General features: G+C 69.4%; 20 protein-coding genes. 7 read left to right on the top strand and 13 right to left on the bottom strand.

The annotated features are described in order from the left end of the window. Positions 1–11 precede the first annotated feature (11 nt). The 8 genes from MTY59_RS11755 to MTY59_RS11720 form a co-directional block, all read right to left on the bottom strand. Positions 12–1,535 (bottom strand): DUF6779 domain-containing protein, encoded by a 1,524-nt coding sequence (locus tag MTY59_RS11755; protein ID WP_431190734.1) that lies wholly within the window; start codon positions 1,533–1,535, stop codon positions 12–14. Positions 1,536–1,661: 126 nt separating this feature from the next. Beyond that, a complete protein-coding gene (locus tag MTY59_RS11750) occupies positions 1,662–2,138 on the bottom strand; it encodes a DUF3180 domain-containing protein (RefSeq protein ID WP_221045787.1) in 477 nt (158 codons plus the stop codon). Beyond that, positions 2,138–2,686 carry a 2-amino-4-hydroxy-6-hydroxymethyldihydropteridine diphosphokinase gene (gene folK, locus MTY59_RS11745; protein ID WP_221045786.1) on the bottom strand — a complete coding sequence of 183 codons (549 nt, stop codon included), beginning with the start codon at positions 2,684–2,686 and terminating at the stop codon, positions 2,138–2,140. The genes MTY59_RS11750 and folK overlap by 1 nt, the downstream gene beginning before the upstream one ends. After that, positions 2,683–3,087 (bottom strand): dihydroneopterin aldolase, encoded by a 405-nt coding sequence (gene folB / locus MTY59_RS11740; protein WP_221045785.1) that lies wholly within the window; start codon positions 3,085–3,087, stop codon positions 2,683–2,685. Before folB ends, folK begins: the two co-directional genes overlap by 4 nt. Next, positions 3,080–3,931 carry a dihydropteroate synthase gene (gene folP, locus MTY59_RS11735; RefSeq protein WP_221045784.1) on the bottom strand — a complete coding sequence of 284 codons (852 nt, stop codon included), beginning with the start codon at positions 3,929–3,931 and terminating at the stop codon, positions 3,080–3,082. The genes folB and folP overlap by 8 nt, the downstream gene beginning before the upstream one ends. Further along, positions 3,928–4,530, bottom strand: coding sequence for a GTP cyclohydrolase I FolE (gene folE / locus MTY59_RS11730; protein ID WP_221045783.1), 603 nt, complete (start codon positions 4,528–4,530; stop codon positions 3,928–3,930). Before folE ends, folP begins: the two co-directional genes overlap by 4 nt. 16 nt (positions 4,531–4,546) lie before the next feature. Next, the gene (gene ftsH, locus MTY59_RS11725) at positions 4,547–6,982 is read right to left on the bottom strand and encodes an ATP-dependent zinc metalloprotease FtsH (RefSeq protein WP_221045782.1); all 2,436 of its coding nucleotides are present in this window, start codon (positions 6,980–6,982) and stop codon (positions 4,547–4,549) included. A gap of 138 nt (positions 6,983–7,120) precedes the next feature. Further along, positions 7,121–7,534: a VOC family protein gene (locus MTY59_RS11720; RefSeq protein WP_221045781.1), complete on the bottom strand. Its 414-nt coding sequence runs from the start codon at positions 7,532–7,534 to the stop codon at positions 7,121–7,123. Positions 7,535–7,640: 106 nt separating this feature from the next. Here MTY59_RS11720 and MTY59_RS11715 point away from each other — a divergent pair, with 106 nt between their 5' ends. From MTY59_RS11715 to MTY59_RS11695, 5 genes are read left to right on the top strand one after another with little or no spacing between them, the layout of a single operon-like run. Continuing rightward, complete coding sequence (locus tag MTY59_RS11715) at positions 7,641–8,606, top strand: alpha/beta fold hydrolase (protein ID WP_221045780.1); 966 nt, start codon at positions 7,641–7,643, stop codon at positions 8,604–8,606. Beyond that, positions 8,603–9,790, top strand: coding sequence for an LLM class flavin-dependent oxidoreductase (locus MTY59_RS11710; protein WP_221045779.1), 1,188 nt, complete (start codon positions 8,603–8,605; stop codon positions 9,788–9,790). The genes MTY59_RS11715 and MTY59_RS11710 overlap by 4 nt, the downstream gene beginning before the upstream one ends. After that, on the top strand, positions 9,790–10,803 hold the full coding sequence (locus MTY59_RS11705; protein ID WP_221045778.1) for a zinc-binding dehydrogenase: 1,014 nt from the start codon (positions 9,790–9,792) through the stop codon (positions 10,801–10,803). Before MTY59_RS11710 ends, MTY59_RS11705 begins: the two co-directional genes overlap by 1 nt. Before the next feature lie 33 nt (positions 10,804–10,836). Further along, entirely contained in the window at positions 10,837–12,420 is a 1,584-nt protein-coding gene (locus MTY59_RS11700) for an HNH endonuclease signature motif containing protein (protein ID WP_221046396.1), read from the top strand. Positions 12,421–12,457: 37 nt separating this feature from the next. Next, complete coding sequence (locus MTY59_RS11695) at positions 12,458–13,198, top strand: SIMPL domain-containing protein (protein WP_221045777.1); 741 nt, start codon at positions 12,458–12,460, stop codon at positions 13,196–13,198. Positions 13,199–13,274: 76 nt separating this feature from the next. Here the strand turns inward: MTY59_RS11695 and hpt are convergent, their stop codons facing one another. Genes hpt through dacB form a run of 4 tightly spaced genes read right to left on the bottom strand, consistent with a single transcriptional unit; the run spans position 13,275 to position 17,333 of the window. Continuing rightward, on the bottom strand, positions 13,275–13,886 hold the full coding sequence (gene hpt / locus MTY59_RS11690) for a hypoxanthine phosphoribosyltransferase (protein ID WP_221045776.1): 612 nt from the start codon (positions 13,884–13,886) through the stop codon (positions 13,275–13,277). Positions 13,887–13,936: 50 nt separating this feature from the next. Then, positions 13,937–14,911, bottom strand: a complete 975-nt coding sequence (tilS, locus tag MTY59_RS11685) for a tRNA lysidine(34) synthetase TilS (protein WP_221045775.1) — start codon at positions 14,909–14,911, stop codon at positions 13,937–13,939. Continuing rightward, on the bottom strand, positions 14,890–15,951 hold the full coding sequence (locus MTY59_RS11680) for a zinc-dependent metalloprotease (RefSeq protein ID WP_221045774.1): 1,062 nt from the start codon (positions 15,949–15,951) through the stop codon (positions 14,890–14,892). Before MTY59_RS11680 ends, tilS begins: the two co-directional genes overlap by 22 nt. Further along, positions 15,948–17,333 (bottom strand): D-alanyl-D-alanine carboxypeptidase/D-alanyl-D-alanine endopeptidase, encoded by a 1,386-nt coding sequence (dacB, locus tag MTY59_RS11675; RefSeq protein ID WP_221046395.1) that lies wholly within the window; start codon positions 17,331–17,333, stop codon positions 15,948–15,950. The genes MTY59_RS11680 and dacB overlap by 4 nt, the downstream gene beginning before the upstream one ends. Before the next feature lie 104 nt (positions 17,334–17,437). Here dacB and MTY59_RS11670 point away from each other — a divergent pair, with 104 nt between their 5' ends. Next, positions 17,438–17,926, top strand: coding sequence for an inorganic diphosphatase (locus tag MTY59_RS11670; protein WP_221045773.1), 489 nt, complete (start codon positions 17,438–17,440; stop codon positions 17,924–17,926). A gap of 76 nt (positions 17,927–18,002) precedes the next feature. Beyond that, positions 18,003–18,695 carry a hypothetical protein gene (locus tag MTY59_RS11665; protein WP_221045772.1) on the top strand — a complete coding sequence of 231 codons (693 nt, stop codon included), beginning with the start codon at positions 18,003–18,005 and terminating at the stop codon, positions 18,693–18,695. On the opposite strand, the gene MTY59_RS11660 is transcribed toward MTY59_RS11665, so the two are convergent. Continuing rightward, entirely contained in the window at positions 18,692–19,783 is a 1,092-nt protein-coding gene (locus tag MTY59_RS11660) for a DUF475 domain-containing protein (RefSeq protein WP_221045771.1), read from the bottom strand. The two genes, MTY59_RS11665 and MTY59_RS11660, sit on opposite strands and share 4 nt — an antisense overlap. Positions 19,784–19,870: the final 87 nt, after the last annotated feature.

Genomic DNA, 19,870 nt, shown 5'->3' with positions numbered 1-19,870 from the left:
CCGTTCGGTCACTACGACTGTAGTCGATTACCAGGCATTACCCAATGTGAGGAAGCTCCCAGCTCAGCCTTCGCGGCGGCGGCGCCGGCCGCCCTCGGAGGGCTGCACCTGCAGGCGGGCCAGCAGGTCGGCCACCGACTGGCCGCCCGTGGAGGTGCCTTCTGCCGTGCCGCCGGGGTCATCTTGCTCCGCGTCACCGCCGTGCCGTGGCGCCTGCTCGGGGGCGGGCGGCGGCGCCAGGCGTGGTGGCGGCGGCGCGCCGGCGGACGGGCCCGGGTGCATCGGGGGTGGCGGGGGGCGGCGGCGCCGCGGCGGCCGGCGGGGGGCGGCCCGGCGGCGGGTGGCAGCCCGGCCGGCGGCTCGTTATTGGGCGAGAAGTTGCGCACCCCGTAGTCGCGGTACTCGGCCGAGTGGCGCGACCGTGCCCGGCGACCGGAATCGCCGTACGGCGGTGGCGGCACCGGCTCGACGGGCAGGCCGTCCCAGGCCTCGTCGACGCCCGAATGCCGGGCACGCCGCCGGCCACCGGCCGATTCCGCGGACGAATCGGTGCCGGCCCAATTGCTGCCCGGGGCGCCGGGCGGCAACCACTGGCCTTCCGCCGCGGTCGGCTGCCAACCCTGCCCCGGCCACTGCCCCCCGGGCTGTCGCTGCGGATCCTCCGCCGGCTCCGGCTCGGACCGCGGTGCGGGCTCCGGCTGCGGCTCCGGCTGGAACTGGGCCGCGGGCGCCGGCGACGGTTGGTGACGGGACTCGAAGCGCGGCTCGGCCGGTCCCGCATACGGCGACTCCTCGGCGTATGCGGGCTCTTCGGCGTAGGCGGGCTCTTCGGCGTACGCCGGGTCCGGTTCGTACTGGTGACGAACCCGCTCCCGCCGGGACGGCGGCTGCTGACGGGGCGGGATCAGCGGCTCCTCGGGCACGTCGATGATGGCGTCGTCGGCCCGGCCGGCGTTGTCCTGCGGCACCGACGTCACCCGGTCGCTGGCCACCCAATCGACCGGGGTGTCGCGGGGGTTCTCGCCGTTGCGTTCCCACTCGCTGTAGGCGCGCTCCGGTTGCGGCTCGGCCTCGGGGGTGCCGCCGAGGGCCGGGCGGTGCGCGAGGTCGGTGTCGAACAGGATTTCCAGGCTGGTCCGCAGGGCGGAAAGTTCCGCGCGCAACTCGGCCAGATCGTCGGCGGCCTGGGCGCGCAGCTCGGAGGCCAGCTCGCGGCGCAGCTGGGACTCGACGGTCAGCTCGTATTCACGCCGGGCCGAGATCTCGCGGTCCAGCTGCAGGTCGTAGACGAGCTTGAGGTCGCGGACGCGGGACTGATCGGCGTCGCTTTGGCGCCGATAGAGCACGGAAACGAAGGCGCCGGCGACTGCGGCCCACAGCGCCAGGATCACAGCGAGCTTGAGGAGTTCCACCCGATTGGTGAAAACCAGCGCGGAACTGGCCCCGATCGCGAGGACCAGCAACGCTGTCAAGAGCACCCACCCCGGCCTGCGGCCGCCGCGCCGCACCCGGGCGCCGCGGGACAGAACGGTCATGGCCTGAGAGTACCTGCGGGAGGTCAATCCGCGTGTCGCGCGGCTCCGGCGATTCTCGCGCGGGTTACCGGTGGCGTCGCCAGCGAAGGTGATCCCCCGCCGGCGGCCGGCAATCGCGGCGCCGGGCTAGGTTTCCGCACCCTCGCCGTGCTCAGTCTGATCCGGCGGTGATTTGCAGCAATGTTGCAGCCACAGCGCGGCAATCAGCAGCGCCAACGCGCTGACGGCCGCGACCACGGTCCCCGAGGTGTCCTCGGCGGCGGCCCGCAACCAGGACTTGCGCGGCAAAAAGTACACCAGGATGCCGACCCACCAGCCCAGCATCACCGCACCCACCCAGGCCGAGGCCTTGGCGACCATCAGGCTGCGCGCCACCGCAAGCGGGTGCAGCCAGCCCGGACCGGACCCGATCTCGCCCTCGCTGATCCTGGCCCGCACGTAGCGCGCCCACAGCGCCTCGACGACGGCCACCGCCAGCAGCGACAGGCCGGTCCACACGGTGATCGGCGGAAACCACCGGTAGAGGCCCTTGACCAGCAGATATCCCACAAAGGCGGCGCCCACCACCGCGGCGGTGAGGTCACGCTTGCGGGTGGGTCCCATCAGGCCGTGGGCCCCTGATCGCCCGGCCGCTTTCCGTTCGGCCGAAGCGTCAGGCCGGTCGGGCGCACGCCGTCCCGGTCGGCCGCTTCCAGCTGGGCCAGCAGGCCGGCGGCCGGCTGCGGCCCGTCGGCCAGCGTCAGCTGCGCGTCCGGGTCGACATCCAGCCATGGGATGAGCACGAACGCCCGCAGGTGGGCCAGCGGATGCGGCAAGGTCAGGTTGTTCTCCCGGGAGATCACCTCGGTCGGGCCGTAGCAGGCGATCAGGTCGACGTCGAGGGTGCGCGGGCCCCAGCGTTCGCCGCGCACGCGGCCCGCCGCCCGCTCGAACTCCTGCGCCCGCCGCAGCCAGCCCTGCCCGTCGCAGGCCGGGTCGTCGGCGATCAGCACCGCATTGAGAAACGGCGCCTGGTCCACCCGCCCCCAGGGGTCGGTCTCGTACACCGGCGACACGGCGAGCACCTTCTCCCCGAGCCCGTCGACGACCGACTGCAACCGCGCCAGCCGGTCACCCAGGTTGGAGCCGATGGACAGCACGACGCGCGTCATACCGACGACCCGCCCGCCGGGACCACCGACCCGCGGCCGCCGCGGCGCGACCGTCGCACCACCACCGCGACGTCGGCGAACTGCTGCGGGATCGGGGCCTGCGGCTTGTGCACCACCACCTCGACGGCGTGCACGCGTTCGTCGTCCATCACCTGGTCGGCGATCTGGGCCCCGACGGTTTCGATCAGATTGCGCGCGGGGCCGGCCACCACGTCGGCGGCCAATTGGGCCAGCGCGCCGTAGTCGTAGGTGTCGGCCAGTTCGTCGCTGGCGGCGGCGCCGTCAAGGTCGATCCACACCGTGATGTCGACGACGAAGTCCTGCCCGTTGGCGCGCTCGTGGTCGAAAACCCCGTGTTGTCCGCGAACCTTCAATCCGCGCAACTCGATTCGATCAGCCATTGTCTCCAGCCAGTTCCGTGTGCGACCCGTCGGTCCAGGCCGCCACGACCTTGAGGGCGTCGACCGTGGCCCGCACATCGTGCACACGCACCCCCCAGGCCCCGTGCAGTGCGGCCAGCGCGGACACCACCGCGGTGGCCGTCTCACGCCCATCGGGCGGTCGCGGCGAGCCGTCGGCCCCGGCCAACAACGTACCGAGGAACCGTTTGCGTGATGCACCCAGGAGCACCGGGATGCCGGAGGCGACCAATTGCGGCAGGGCGTGCAGCAGCGCCCAATTGTGTTGTCCCGTCTTGGCGAATCCCAGTCCGGGATCGATCATCAGCTTGCCGGGGTCGACACCGGCGGACACCGCGGCGTCGACGCTGGCCAGCAGTTCGTCGCGGACCTCGGCGACCACGTCGCGGTAGTGCGGCGCCGTGTGCGGCCGTTCGGCCGACACCGAACGCCAATGCATCAGTACCCAGGGCACTTTCGCGTCGGCCAGCAGCGGCGCCATCCCGGGATCGGCGCGGCCGCCGGACACGTCGTTGACGATCCGCGCTCCCGCGCACAACGCCGCCCGCGCGACATCGGCGTGCATGGTGTCGATGCTGACGGTGATGCCCTGTGCTGCAAGTTCTTTGACGACGGGGACGACCCGGGATGTCTCGACGTGAGGATCGATCCGGGTGGCGCCGGGCCGGGTCGACTCCCCCCCGACGTCGACGATGTCGGCGCCGTCGGCAACCAGGGCCAAACCCTGCGCCACGGCCTTGTCGGGGTCGAGATAGCGGCCGCCGTCGGAGAACGAATCGTCAGTGACGTTCAGAACTCCCATTACCTGCACAGGCGCCAGACTCACTTACGCAGGATTAGGTCGAGCGCCTCGGCTCGAGAAGCAGCGTTGGTCTTGAACAGGCCGCGCACGGCCGAGGTGGTGGTGACGGCGCCGGGCTTGCGGACGCCGCGCATCGCCATGCACAGGTGCTCGGCCTCCACCACGACCATTACGCCGCGCGGGTTGAGCTTTTTCACCAGGGCGTCGGCGATCTGACTGGTGAGCCGCTCCTGCACCTGGGGCCGCTTGGAATAGAGGTCGACCAGCCGGGCGATCTTGGACAGGCCGGTGACCCGGCCGTCGTTGCCCGGGATGTAACCCACGTGGGCCACGCCGTGGAACGCCACCAGGTGGTGCTCACACGTGGAATACAGCGGAATTTCCTTGACCAGCACCAGCTCGTCGTGGTCCTCGTCGAACATGGTGTTCAGCACGCTGTCGGGATCGGTGTAGAGCCCGGCGAACATCTCGCGATAGGCGCGCGCGACGCGCGCCGGCGTTTCCCGCAGGCCATCCCGGTCGGGGTCTTCGCCGATCGCGTGCAGCAATTCGCGGACCGCGGCCTCGACGCGCTCCTGATCGAACACCCGCGGCGCGCGCATCGCGGTATCCGGCAACGCCATCGAATCCTCCGTTTGCTCAGCCGTGAGCCGGCGGGTTGGACCGGCTTACGTCGTCATCCTGCCGGTCGGGCGAGGCGCCCTCCGGGGCGGGTTGGCCCGGCGGCGGATACGGCGGATACGGCGGGTAGGCGGGACGCGGCTGGCCCAGGTGGCCCGCGGCGCCCTGCTGACCGGGATGACTTTGCTGACCACCCGGGTGACCCTGCTGGCCGGGATACCCCTGGGGCGCCGGGTAGCCACGGGCCGGCTGCTGCCAGTAGGGCTGCTGTCCGGGCTGCGCGGGCGGGTGCCAGTAGGTCGGCTGCTGTTGCTGCGGCGGCCATCCGGGTGCGCGCCAGCCGGCCGGTGCGCCGTAGTCGGGCTGGGTGGGGCCCTGCTGCTCCCCCTGACGATTGCGGCTGCCTTGAGCGCCGTGAGAACCGTTGCCGCCGTTGGCGTTTCGGTCGGCCTCCACCCGGGCGGCGGCAGCGGCTTCGGTGGCCCGCGCGATCGCCGCCTTGAAGGCCGGCTCGGGGGTCGGCGGCGGCCACGGCTCGCCGCGCTCGATGGCCAGCTCGCCGGGTGTCTTGATCGGCGGCTTGTCCGACGGGATGCGGCCGCCGAAGTCGTCGAACACGGTTAGCCTGGGCCGCTTTTCGACTCCGGAGAAGATGGCCTCCAGCTCGGCCCGGTGCAGGGTTTCCTTTTCCAGCAGCTGGCCCGCCAAAATGTCGAGTATGTCCCGGTATTCGGTGAGGATCTCCCACGCCTCGGTGTGGGCGGCCTCGATCAACTTGCGGATCTCGTCGTCGATGTCACGGGCGACCTCGTGTGAGTAGTCCGCCTGCGTCCCCATGGTGCGGCCCAGGAACGGGTCGCCGTGCTCCGAACCGTATTTGACCGCACCGAGTTTGGAGCTCATCCCGAATTCGGTCACCATCGCGCGCGCGATCTTGGTCGCCTGCTCGATGTCGGACACCGCGCCGGTCGTCGGCTCGCGGAAGACCAGTTCCTCGGCGGCGCGTCCCCCCATCGCGAACACCAACTGCGCGATCATCTCCGAGCGGGTCCGCAGGCCCTTGTCCTCCTCCGGCACCGCCACCGCGTGCCCGCCGGTGCGCCCACGCGCCAGGATCGTCACCTTGTAGATGGGCTCGATGTCGGGCATCGCCCAGGCCGCCAGGGTGTGTCCGCCTTCGTGGTATGCGGTGATCTTCTTTTCCTGCTCGCTGATGATCCGGCCCTTGCGGCGCGGCCCGCCGATCACCCGGTCCACCGCTTCCTCCAGCGCGGCGCTGGTGATGACGGTGCCGTTCTCGCGGGCGGTCAGCAGTGCGGCCTCGTTGATGACGTTGGCCAGGTCGGCGCCGGTCATGCCGACGGTGCGCTTGGCCAGCCCGGCGAGGTCGGCGTCCGGGCCGATCGGCTTGCCCTTCGAGTGCACCTCCAGCACCGCTTTGCGACCCGCCAGGTCCGGGTTGGAGACCGGGATCTGCCGATCGAAGCGGCCGGGGCGCAGCAGCGCCGGGTCCAGGATGTCCGGCCGGTTGGTGGCGGCGATCAGGATGACCCCGGCCCGCGGGTCGAATCCGTCCATCTCGACCAGCAACTGGTTCAGCGTCTGCTCGCGCTCGTCGTGCCCGCCGCCCAGGCCCGCACCGCGCTGGCGGCCCACGGCGTCGATCTCGTCGACGAAGATGATGCAGGGGTTGTTCTGCTTGGCCTGATCGAACAGGTCGCGCACCCGGGACGCGCCGACGCCGACGAACATCTCGACGAAGTCGGAGCCCGAGATCGTGAAGAACGGGACACCGGCCTCCCCGGCGACCGCGCGGGCCAGCAGCGTCTTACCGGTTCCCGGCGGGCCGTAGAGCAGCACGCCCTTGGGGATCTTGGCGCCCAGCGCCTGGTAGCGGCCGGGGTTCTGCAGGAAGTCCTTGATCTCGTAGAGCTCCTCGACCGCCTCGTCGACGCCGGCGACGTCGACGAACGTGGTCTTGGGCATGTCCTTGGAGAGCTGTTTGGCCCGCGATTTGCCGAAGCCGAAGCCCATCCGCGCGCCGCCCTGCATGCGGGAGAACATCACGAACAGCCCCACCAGCAGCAGTAGCGGCAGGACGTAGACCAGCAGTTCGCCCAGGATGCTGCCCTGGTTGACGACCGTGCTGACCTTCGCGTTCTTGGCACTCAGCGCGTTGAACAGGTCGACCGCGTAGCCGCTGGGAAACTTGGTGATGACCTTGTCGGAATTGTCGGTGTCACCATTGCCCTTCTTCAGGGTCAATCGCAGTTGCTGTTCGCGGTCGTCGATTTGCGCGCTTTTGACGTTGTCGCCGTTGATCTGGGACATCGCCACGGATGTGTCGACGGGTTTATAGCCGCGGGTGTCGTCGCTGAAGTAGAAGAACGACCAACCGAGCAGCACCACGACAGCAATTGCCGTGATGGTGCGAATCACGTTTTTCCGGTTCATCAATCATCGGCCGTAACGGCCAGGTCCTTCCCCGATATACACGCAGCTGAAAAAGTCCAGGCTACCGCTAGCGGCGATCGCCAGCTCCGGCAGAGCGGTCGCCACCGCTTCTATCAGTTAACGACCGGCAGTTCCCGGCTAGCCGTAATACCGGGCCTCGACCACGTTTCCGTCCGGATCGGCGAAGTAGTACCCCTGCGGTGCCCATCCGCGCGCGCCGAAGCTCCGGTTCAGCCGCGCGCCGGTATCCACGCCCTCGGCCTGAAGCCGCCGGTCCAACGCGTCATATTCGGCCTTCGACAGGGCCAGGCAGACGTGATTCACCGGATGGCCGGCGCTGCCCTCGGTGCGCGTCAAAGTCTCGGTCGCCGAAATGTCTTCGGTGGGCATCAGGTCGATGATGGAGTCCGCACAAATCCGCACGCTCGGGAACGGCGCGTCTCCGGCCTCGTATTCGGCGAAGCGGACCGGTTCCAGCCCGACGACGCGGGTGTAGAAGTCCATCGACGCCCGCGGGTTCCTCGTCCAGAGCACCACGTGGTCCAAGCGCATCGAACCAAGTATTCCCGGCGTGCGCCTTCTCGATCGCCAACCCGGCGCGGACGAGCCAGACGATTCGGGCCTTCTCAGTCAGCAACCGTTGTGCTTTGGTGAGACGATGCCCCCAACCGAACGGTTAGTAGAGACCAATGGTGCGCGGCTACGGGTGATCGAAGCGGGCGACCGCGGCGCCCCGGTGGTGCTCCTGGCGCACGGCTTTCCCGAACTCGCCTACTCCTGGCGCCACCAGATACCCGTCCTCGCCGATGCCGGCTACCACGTGCTGGCACCCGATCAGCGCGGCTACGGCGGTTCGGACCGTCCGGACGCCGTCGACGCCTACGACATTCATCAGCTGACCGCCGACCTGGTCGGGCTGCTCGACGACGTCGGCGCGCAGCGCGCCGTGTGGGTCGGGCACGACTGGGGCGCCGCCGTGGTGTGGAACGCCCCGCTGCTGCACCCGGACCGGGTCGCGGCCGTCGCGGCGATGAGCGTGCCGGTGACCCCGCGCCCGCGCGTCGCGCCGACGACGGCGTGGCGCAAGACCTTCGGCGAGAACTTCTTCTACATCCTGTACTTCCAGGAGCCCGGCGTCGCGGACGCCGAGCTGAACGCCGATGCCGCCCGGGTGATGCGACGCATGATGGGCGGCCTGCGCACGCCCGACGACAAGGCCGCGGCGCTGCGACTGGTGGCGCCGGGTCCGGAGGGCTTCATCGAGCGGCTACCCGAACCCGACGGGCTGCCGGACTGGATAAGCCAGGACGAGCTCGACCACTACATCGCCGAGTTCGCCCGCACCGGCTTCACCGGCGGCCTGAACTGGTATCGCAATTTCGACCGCAACTGGGAGACCACTCCCGAGCTCGACGGCGTGAAGATCTCGGTCCCGTGTTTGTTCATCGGCGGCACGGCCGATCCCGTCCTGTCCTTCACCCGGACCGACCGCGCCGCCGACGCGATCTCAGGCCCGTACCGACAGATGATGATCGACGGCGCCGGGCATTGGCTGCAGCAAGAGCGTCCCGACGAGGTGAATGCGGCCTTACTGGAATTCCTCAACGGATTGGAGCTGCAATGAGCGCGCCGCTGCGTTTCGGTGTCTTTATCACCCCGTTCCACCCCACCGGCCAATCCCCAACGGTGGCACTCGAATACGACATGGAACGCGTCGTCGCCCTGGATCGGCTCGGATTCGACGAGGCGTGGTTCGGCGAACACCACTCCGGCGGCTACGAGCTGATCGCCTGCCCGGAAGTCTTCATCGCGGCGGCGGCGGAGCGGACCAAGCACATCCGGCTGGGCACCGGCGTGGTGTCGCTGCCCTACCACCATCCGCTCATGGTGGCCGACCGGTGGGTGCTGCTCGATCACCTGACCCGCGGCCGGGTGATGTTCGGTACCGGGCCCGGCGCGCTGCCGTCGGACGCCTACATGATGGGCATCGACCCCATCGAGCAGCGTCGGATGATGCAGGAATCGCTCGAGGCGATCCTGGCGCTGTTCCGCGCCGCACCCACCGAGCGAATCGACCGGCACTCCGACTGGTTCACCCTGCGTGACGCCCAGTTGCACATCCGGCCCTACACCTGGCCTTACCCCGAAATCTCCACGGCGGCAATGATTTCGCCTTCGGGACCGCGGCTGGCCGGCGCGCTCGGCACATCGCTGCTGTCGTTGTCGATGTCGGTGCCCGGCGGCTACGCGGCGTTGGAAACCACCTGGGACGTGGTCCGTGAGCAGGCCGCGAAGGTGGGGCGGGACGAGCCCGACCGGGGCGACTGGCGCGTGCTGAGCATCATGCACATCGCGGACAGCCGCGAGCAGGCCATCGACGACTGCACCTACGGGTTGCAGGATTTCGCGAATTACTTCGGCGCCGCCGGATTTGTGCCGCTGGCCAACAGCGTGGAAGGCACCCAGACGCCGCACGAGTTCGTCGCCGACTACGCGGCCAAGGGAAACTGCTGCATCGGCACCCCCGAGGACGCCATCGCCCATATCGAGGACCTGCTCGACCGCTCCGGCGGCTTCGGCACCCTGCTGATGCTCGGCCACGACTGGGCCTCGCCGCAGGCGACGTACCACAGCTATGACCTGATGGCGCGCAAGGTGATTCCCCACTTCAAACGGCAGCTCGAAGCGTCCCGCTCGTCGCACGACTGGGCCAGGGGCAAGCGCGACCAGTTGATCGGCCGGGCCGGCGAGGCCGTCGTCAAAGCCATCACCGAGCACGTCGACGAGCAGAAAGACGCGGTGCACTGATGCGCGCTGCGGTGTTGCGGGACGGCCGGATGGTCTATCGGGACGACGTGCCCGACCCGATACCCGAGGCGGGCCAGGTGCTGGTGGGCGTGCGTGCGTGCGGAATCTGCGGCTCCGACCTGCATTTCGCCGCCCACGGCGCGCAGGTGCTGGAAATGAGCGATCGGGTGGCCGGCGGGTCGGGCGCCATGCACGTCGACCTGGACCACGACATCTTCATGGGTCACGAATTCAGTGCCGAAGTACTCGAAGCCGGCCCCGGCACCGATACCCATCCGCCGGGCACCCTGGTCACCTCGTTGCCGGTGCTGTTGTCCGCCAGGGGCGTCGAGCCGATCGTCTACAGCAACAGCACGGTCGGCGGCTACGCCGAACGGATGCTGCTGTCGGCGCCGCTGCTGCTGCCCATCCCCAACGGCCTGGACTTCAAACACGCCTCCCTCACCGAGCCGATGGCGGTGGGGCTGCACGCGGTCAACAAGTCCGATATAGGGCCCGACGAGACGGCCCTGGTGCTCGGCTGCGGCCCGATCGGGATCGCGATCATCGCCTCACTGCGCGCGAGGGGCGTGGAACCCGTTGTGGCGTGCGACTTTTCGCCCAAGCGCCGCGAGCTGGCCATCGCGATGGGAGCCCACCAGACGCTGGATCCGGCGCAGGGTTCACCCTTCGACACCGTCAAGCCCGCGGTGGTGTTCGAGGCGGTCGGTGTGCCCGGCATCATCGACGACGTACTCCTTCGAGCGCGGCCCGGCACCCGCCTGGTGGTCGCCGGCGTGTGCATGCAACCCGACACCGTGCACCCGTTCTTTGCGATCGCCAAGGAGATCAACGTGCAGTTCGTACTCGCCTACACCCCCGAGGAGTTTTGCCATTCGCTGCGCGCCCTGTCCGAGGGCGACATCGACGTCAGCCCGCTGATCACCGGCGAGGTCGGCCTCGACGGGGTCGGTGCGGCGTTCGACGACCTCGCCGACCCCGAGCGGCACTGCAAGATCCTCGTCACGCCCTGAAGGTTGTCGGTCGGCCCCCCTATAATCGAACGTATGTTCGAGTGGCGATCGGATCCGTCCGCCCTGCTGGAGATGATCGAGTCCACCCACCGGGAGGAGTCGATCCTGGTGGCCCGCCGGCTGGCGGCGGTGGCGGCGCTGCTCCGGCATCGGGTTGCGGTCGCCGAGCGGTCGGACCGGGAATACGCGGAAATCGACGGCTTCGAGCAGACCGCCGCCGAGGTCGCCGCCGCGATGAACCTCTCCCCCATGGGCGCCAGCTACCTGGTGTCCTATGCGGAGGCGCTCGACGTCAGGCTGCCCAACATCGCGGCGCTGTTGATGACGGGCCGAACAGATTGGCGCACAGTGCGGTTGATCATCAGCCGCACCGATCTGGTCACCGACGAAACGCTGATCGCCAAGCTCGACCATTCGCTGGCCGAGCGCATCGGCGACTGGCACGGCTGGTCCAGGCAGCGCATCGTCAACGCCGTCGACGCCGCCGTGCGAACCGCCGATCCCGACGCCGCCCGCGAGCGCCGGCTGACCGCCGAGGGCGAACGCTGCATCGGAATCAGCGCCGCGGCCGACGGGATGGCCGAGGTGCACGGATCGGTCGCGGCCTCGGCCGCCGTCGCTTTCGATCGGCGGCTGTCCCAGCTCGCCAGGCAGGTGTGCCCGGCGGACCCGCGAACCATGGACCAGCGACGTGCCGACGCATTGGGCGCGCTGGCGCAAGGGCGTGAATTGGGTTGTGCCTGCGGCCAAGCGGAGTGCCCTGTCCGGGTGGACGATCGCGATCTCGATGACGATCGGGCCGGCGCGCGCGTCGTCATCAACGTGGTGGCCAGCGAGCGGATCGTCCATGACAATGGAGCCGAGCCCGGCTATCTGGAGGGCTATGGCGTCATCGACGCCGAGCAGGTGCGCCAATTGGCCGCCGCCGCATCCGTACTCGTCGCCAGCCCGGTGACCAGCCCTGTCGAAGCGCTGCGCTATCAGCCGTCCGCCGCTCTGGAGCGGGCCGTTCGATGCCGGGATCTGACGTGCCGCTTCCCCGGATGCAGCCGTCCGGCGGTGGTCTGCGACCTCGACCACACGGTTCCGTTCAACCACCAGCATCCGGCGGCAGGCGGACCCACCACCGCGGAAAACCTCAAATGCCTTTGCCGTCAACACCATCGACTGAAGACGTTCGGTGGCTGGCGCGACAAACAGCTTCCCGATGGCACCGTGGTGTGGACGGCTCCGAACGGACGGACCTATCGGACCTCGCCTGCCGGCGCCGACCTGTTCCCACAGCCGCGCGGCCCGGCATGCATCACGCCGCTCCCGAAACGGCGGGCCAGATCACAACACCGCAGCGCACGAATTGCCCGAGCCCGCAAGCACAATCGCGAGCAACGGCCGATCAACGAGGCCCGGATGCTGCTCGAGCAGGCGCGAAAACAGGAAATCGCGTCGCGCAAGTTCCGAAACCATATGCGCGACATGCTCTTCCTGTTCAAGGGCGTACCGAGCACCAGCCCCTACTGCATCTGGGTGAACGATCCCAGGGAGCCTGAAGAGTTGCCGGCGGATTGGCGCCCCGCCGAGGCCGTTCTGGAGCCCCTGCCCGACGACCCACCCTTCTAGAACCATCGACGGCGGCCCAGCGGCTAGGGTGCCAGGCATGTCGGTCGCAACGAACGCCTCGAAGTTCATCCGCCGATCGATCGCCGTGGCGGCGGCCGGCCTGACGATCGCCGCGATCTCGGCATGCGACAAACACAACCCGCCGCAGCCCGGGGCCAATCCCCGTCAGGTCACGGTTGTGGGCACCGGTCAGGTGCAGGGCGTCCCGGACACCCTGACCGCCGACGTCGGCATCGAATTCACCGCGCCCGACGTCACCACGGCGATGAACCAGACCAACGACCGTCAACAGGCGGTCATCAACGCCTTGACCGGCGCCGGAATTGACCGCAAGGACATCAGCACCACCGAGGTCACCCTGTCGCCGGAATACAACAACCCCGGGCCCAGCGGTACCGCCGCCATTACGGGGTATCGCGCCACCAACGCCATCGCGGTCAAGATTCACCCCACGGATGCCGCGTCGCGCCTGCTGGCCCTCATCGTCGGCACGGGCGGTGACGCCACCCGGATCAAGTCCGTCCGCTATTCCATCGCCGACGATTCCCAACTGGTGAAGGACGCCCGGTCGCGGGCCTTCAACGATGCCAAGGATCGCGCCGATCAGTACGCCCAGCTGTCCGGGCTCCGGCTGGGCCGGGTGCTGTCCATCTCGGAAGCCACCGGCAACACCCCGCCGCCGGTCGGGGCGCCGCGGGCCATGCCGTCGATGGTTCCGCTGGAGCCCGGCCAGCAGACCGTGAACTTCTCGGTGACGGCGGTGTGGGAGCTGGACTAGCGGCGATCGCAAGCGCGGCGTAGCCGGGCGCAGCGGGTCGTCGCCATTGGACTGACCCGACGGATCCGGGCGGGCCCTACTGCTGGTAGACCCTGGGGTCCAGGGTGCCAATGTAGGACAGGTCGCGGTAGCGCTCGTCGTAATCGAGGCCGTAGCCGACGACGAAGTCGTTGGGGATGTCGAAGCCCACATAGGCGATGTCGACGTGGGCGCCCTGCGCGTCGGGCTTGCGCAGTAGCGTGCACACCCGCAGCGAACGCGGGTGCCGCGTCTTGAGGTTGCGCAGCAGCCACGACAGCGTCAGGCCCGAGTCGACGACGTCCTCGACGATCAGCACGTCGCGGCCCTCGATATCGCGGTCCAGGTCCTTGAGAATCCGCACCACGCCCGAGGAGGACGTCGACGACCCGTAGGAGCTGACGGCCATGAATTCGAACTGGGTGGGCAGCGGAATCGCGCGGGCCAGGTCAGTGACAAAGATCACAGCGCCCTTGAGCACGGTGATCAGCAGCAGGTCCTGTCCGGTCTCGGTCGCGGCGTCGCGGTAGTTCTCGCCGATTTCGCGGCCGAGTTCGGCGATTCGCGCCTGAATTTGCGCCGACGTCAGCAGGACAGACTTGATATCCCCGGGGTACAGCTCCACGGGTTGGGCTGGGGTGATCGCCGAGGAGATCTGGGCCACGCCCACAGAGTGCCATGACGACGGGCGAATAACCAACGGCAGCCCCGATATTGCGGCTAATGGATCGGTTTGCCGACCGGCTCGCGCCACAGCGTCAGCACGCCGTCGCGGCGGCCCGCGAACAACCGCTCCTCGGGCAGCGACGACCCGACCGCCACCCCGCCCTGCCCGTGCCATCCGGTGACCAGGGCGTCCACCCCACGAATCTGCTTGTCGGTCAGGTTCGTTGCGCCACCGGCCAACAACCAGGCCCGGATCACCCGGCGGCGCACCGGGGCGTCCAGCGTCGCCAGCGCCTGCACCCGCAGGCCCGAGTCCGCCTTGACCTCGGGCAGGGCCCGGGCCGCCAGCGCGTCGATCAGCTCGGAGTCCTCCCGCAACGACGTCGCGGTGCGGGCCAGCGCCTCGGCCACGCCACCGCCGAGCGCGTCCTCCAGCAGCGGCAGCACCTCGGTGCGCAGCCGGGTCCGGGTGAAACGGCGGTCGGTGTTGTGCGGGTCCTGCCAGGGGGTCAGCCCCAGCTCCGCGCAGGCGGCGTGGGTGGTGGCGCGCCGAACCTCCAGCAACGGGCGGCACCACGGCGGGTCGTAGGGGCGCATCCCGGCGATCGAGCGCACCCCGGACCCGCGGCCCAGCCCCAGCAGCACCGTCTCGGCCTGGTCGTCGAGCGTGTGCCCCAGCAGCACCGGGCCGGTGTGATAGGCGCTCAACGCAGCGTAGCGGGCCGCGCGCGCCGCCGCCTCGGGACCGCCCTGGTTGCCCACCTGCACCCGAACCACTTGAGCCCCAACGCATCCCAACGCGATGGCCTGCGCCCGGGCGGCCTCGGCGACGGCGGCCGACTCGGATTGCAGGCCGTGGTCGACGATCACCGCCGTGGTGGGCCGCAGCGGGGCCGCGACCGCGGTCAGGGCCAGGGAATCGGGGCCGCCGGACAGCGCCACGCACCACTGTTCGACGGCGGCGAGGTGGGTCTTGACGAACGCCTCGACGGCCGCGCGCAGCCGGCCTACAGCACCCGGTCGATCCATCGCTGGGGTTCTTCGATCTCGGCGGGCAGCGGCAGTGTGTCGGGGCCCGTCCAGATGGCGTTGAACCGCGCCATGCCAACCTGGCCGACCACCTGGTCGACGAACGCCTTGCCGCGGGTGTACTGGCTGAGTTTGGCGTCGAGCCCCAGCAGCGCACGCAACAACCGCTGCAGCGGGGGCTGCTTGCGGTGGCGGCGCTCGTCGAACCGGCGGCGGATGGTGGCCACCGACGGCACCGCCATCGGCCCCACGGCATCCATGACGTGATCGGCGTGGCCCTCCAGCAAGGTGCCCAGCACCAGCAGCTGATCCAAGGCCTGCCGCTGCGGTTCGGACTGGACCGCACGCACCAGCCCGAGGATGCCCGACGAGTTGGCGTCGGATTCCGACGTTCCGGCGCCACGGTTGCGGGCGTAGTCGGCGAGCCGGCCGATCACCTGGCCCAAGTCCTCACCGGCATCGCGGGTCAGCAGGGCCAGCGCCTGCGACATGTAATCGGGCAGCCACGGGTTGGCGGTGAACTGCACACGATGGGTGACCTCGTGCAGGCACACCCACAGCCGGAAGTCGGACGGCTCGATCCGGAGCTGGCGCTCGACGGCGATGACGTTCGGATAGACCAGCAGCAGGCAGCCGGTTCTGGCCCCGTCATTGGCGGCGAACGGGTCGTATTGGCCGAGGATCCCCGAGGACACGTAGGCCAGGACGGCGCCGGTCTGCGCGCCGGTGACGCGGCCGGTGAGAAACCCGCGCGGCTCCTCGGCGCCGTTCATCATCACCCGCATCGACTCGGTGGCCGCGGCGATCCAGTCCGGGCGGTCGACAATCCGGGCCGCGGGCACCGCGCCGTCGGTGACCAGGCCGGTGACGTCCCGCACCAGCGGCTCGGCTTTGGTGGACGCGGTGGCGAGTTCGTCCATTACCTGGCGGCGGGTGTAGTCGCTGGACGGCGGACCCGGACGGGCCAGCCGCCGACCGACCGTGGCCGCGAACCGCCAGTCGACGGCGGTGCCCAGCGTCAGGTCCGGCGACGGCGTCATGAGCACCCGCAGGACCACAACCGCGTGGCCAGGGCGTCCATCACGTTGCGGCCGTTCGGGCCGGCGTTGTTGGAGATGAACGCGAAGGTGAGCACCCGGCCGCTGTGGTCCGTGAGCACCCCGGCCAGCGCGTTGATGGCGGTCAGCGAGCCGGTTTTGGCCCGCAACCAGCCCGCCGGGCCCTGGGCCGTGGAGGCGTCGGTGAAGCGATCGGCCAGCGTCCCGCTGCCGGCGGCGATCGGGAGCAGATCCAGCAGCGCCCGCAGCGACGGCTGGTCGGGCCCGGCCGCGGCCTGCAGGACGCCGTCGAGCGTCTTGGCCGTCAGCCGGTCGTCGACAGAGAGCCCACTGGAATCGAGCAGCGCCACACCCGCCGTGTCGACGTGCGCGGTGGTCAGCCGGTTGGTCACCGCGTCGGCGGCCCCGGCGAAGCTGCGCGGCCGGTTGATGGCGGCCGCCACCTCGCGGGCGATGCTTTCGGCCAGCACGTTGTCGGAATGGTCCATCATCTCGGACAGCCGCTGGACCAGCGGCGCCGACTGCACGACCGCCACCTGCCGGGCCCCCGACGGCGCGGTGGCGGTCGTCACCGCGTTGGGGTCCAGGCCCAGCGCCTTGGCCAGTTCGCGCCCGGCATCGAGCGCCGGGGTCCGGGACCGCCGCGAGTTGACCGTCGACGGCTGGATGCGTCCGGCGTCGATCATCACCGACTCGATCGGCGCGATGTCGCCGTTGTCGACGTCGGCGAGGTCCCAGCCCTGCGCCATCGTCGGTCCGCTGAACGCGGAGGTGTCCACCTGCACCGAGGTCGGCGTCACGCCGCTGCGGCGGATCTGTTCGACGAGATCGCTGAGCCGCGCCGACCCCCGATACCAGGTGTCCACGCCGGGCGGCGCCGCCGACAGTGCCGGATCACCCGCGCCCACCAGCACGACCGGCCCCTGCGCGTTTTGGCTGCCGGCCACCACGCGGGTGCTGATCCGGGCCTGGCGGTCCAGCGTCAGCAAGGCCGCGGCCGCCGTGAGCACCTTGTTGGTCGATGCCGGCACCAGCGGCATGTCGTCGCCGACCTGCCACAGCTCTTTTCCGGTGATGGCGTCGGTGACCCGTCCGCCTAACCGGCCCAGGTTGGGGTCGCCCGCCACCGGCGCCAGCATCGCGGCGACGCCGGGTCCGCTGGGTAGCTCGGCGGTGTCGCTCACCGGGACCATGCCCGGCTTCACCGCCGGCGCGTGCGGGGGCGGGATCGGGGCATGCGCGCTGTTGGCGCCGTGTCCGGTCGTGGTGAAAAACGTTGCCGCCACCACTACGGCGACGACAAACGCCAGCACGCCCAACCCGATGAGCACTGGGGTGGATTTTTGCCAGCGAGTACGGGCCATCACTCTCCTGACTGTCTCAACCCATTCTGCCGAATCGGCGGCGACGCGCTCGACTAGGGTGTAGCAGAGCAAAATTGGCCTGCCTAAAAGAAGGAGTCCACGCGGTGGAATTCGACGTGACCATCGAGATCCAAAAGGGCCAGCGGAACAAGTACGAGGTCGACCACGAGACTGGACGGCTACGTCTGGACCGCTACCTGTACACCGCGATGGCCTACCCGACCGACTACGGCTTCATCGACGACACCCTCGGCGAAGACGGCGATCCGCTGGACGCGATGGTCCTGTTGCCGCAGTCGGTGTTCCCCGGCGTCATCGTGGAGGCCCGTCCGGTCGGCATGTTCCGGATGACCGACGAAAAGGGCGGCGACGACAAGGTGCTGTGCGTGCCGGCCGGCGATCACCGCTGGGACCACATCCAGGACATCGGCGACGTTCCGGAGTTCGAGCTGGACGTGATCAAGCACTTCTTCGTGCACTACAAGGACCTGGAACCGGGCAAGTTCGTCAAGGCCGCGGACTGGGTCGGCCGCGAAGAGGCCGAGGCGGAGATCCAGCGCTCGATCGAGCGGTTCAAGACCGAAGGGCACTGAACAACACCGGCGCGTTGATGCTTTCGGCGTAATCGCGCGCTCGCCGCTGCGGGATTCTCGGTGGCATCCTGGCGATGTGACCCCGGTGCTGCATTTCGCCGCGAATTTCTGGTGGCTGGTTTTCCCGCTGGGCGGCGTGATCGGCGGCGGGCTGAGGGCCATCGCCGCGGCCAACGAGCGTCGAGCCGAGCGCCGGATGGAGCGTTACCGGTTGAAGCAGCAGGCCAAGATCGCGGTGGCCGAGGCATCCGGGCGGGGGCGGACCCAAGAGCAAGCCGACCGCCGGGAACTCGCCAAGCTCGTTGCCGCACATGACCGTACCGACGCCCGGTGGTTCGACTATGAGGTCGACATCGCAAAGCTGTTGGACTTCCCGCTGATGACCAACATGCGCGACCCGCTCACCATCGCCTTCCATAAGGCGAAGCGCCGCGCCGACCTGCTACGGCCGGAACCGCCCGACGCCCTGGTGGGTGACCGGGATGCGCTGCTGGACTACCGCGATGCCGTCCACGAGTACCTCAGCGCGTTCGAGATCGCCGAGGCCGAGGCGATCCGGCGGCGGCGCAGCGACTTCTCGGCCGACGACCAGCAGCGGCTGGCGCGCGCCCAGAACCTGCTGCACCTGGCGAACGACGAAGCGGCGACCCGCGAGGAACGCCAGAACGCCTACGCGCGGGCGACCAAGGAGCTCGACGGTTTGATCGCGCTTCCCGCCCCCGCGCGGGCCGCCATCGAACAGCGCATCGCCGGACAGATCGAGGCCTAGACCGTCGCGCCGGCGCGGGCGGCGCGGCGATTGCGCAGGATGCTCCATCCCAGCGCCGCCGCGATGAAGACCACGCCGACCGAGGCGGTGACGGCCTCGGGTACCTCGAACTTCGGCTCGATGGAGGCCAGCATGATCACGGCCAGCGCCCCGATCGCCCAGTGCGCGCCGTGTTCCAGATAGACGTACCGGCCCAAGGCCTCCTGGCGGACCAGATAGATGGTGATCGACCGGACGAACATCGAGCCGACCAGTCCCAGCCCCAGCGCGATGACGATCGGGTCCGAGGTGATGGCGAACGCGCCGGTGACGCCGTCGAAGGAGAAGGCGGCGTCGAGGACCTCGAGGTAACCGAACAGGGCCAGCCCGGCCCAGCGCGTCGCCGGGCCGACCCTGCCGGCGTCGGTGGGGGTGTCGGTGTCGGCCGGCCGGAATGCCCGGCTCAATCCGTTGACCACCAGATAGGTGACCATGCCCAGCAGTCCGGCGGTCAGCACCGTCGCGGCCTCGTCTGCGGAGTGCGTCAATTGCGTGCCCACCAGCACCAGCGAAAGGCCGGTGACCACCAGCGACACCTGCCCCAGCCGGCCGATGCGCGCGAAGGGGATCTCAATCCACTTGAGCCACTTGATGTCTCGGTCATAGAAGACGAAATCCAGGAACAGCATCAACAGGAAGATGCCGCCGAACGCGGCGATCTGGGGATGCGCGGCGATGACGAGCTTTTCGTAGCTGGGCGAGCCGTCCGGAAACTCCAGCGCGCCGTGCGGCGGCGGATGCAGCGCCAGCTCCATGGCGCGCACCGGTTCCAGCCCCGCGGTCGCCCAGACGATGAGCAGCGGGAAGAGCAGTCGCATGCCGAACACGGCGACGAGGATCCCGATCGTCAGGAACATCCGCTGCCAGAAGCGGCTCATCCGCTTCAGGATCGAGGCGTTGATGATGGCGTTGTCGAACGAGAGCGACACCTCGAGGGCGGCCAGCACCAGCAGCAGATAAAGACCTTTGAAGCCGCAGTAGGCATATCCGAGGCACAGCGCCGCCGCGGTGACCACCAGCGAGATCCCGAAGGTGCGCAGAGCGGACATGGATCCTTTCCGACAGCCGATCACACTAGCGAACCGGATCGCCGCGATGGGCGATCGCTGCGGGCCGCATAGAATTTTCAAATTGTG

This window comes from Mycobacterium senriense (assembly GCF_019668465.1).
Taxonomy (GTDB): Bacteria; Actinomycetota; Actinomycetes; order Mycobacteriales; family Mycobacteriaceae; genus Mycobacterium; species Mycobacterium senriense.
This window is presented reverse-complemented; position numbering and strand designations above follow the sequence as displayed.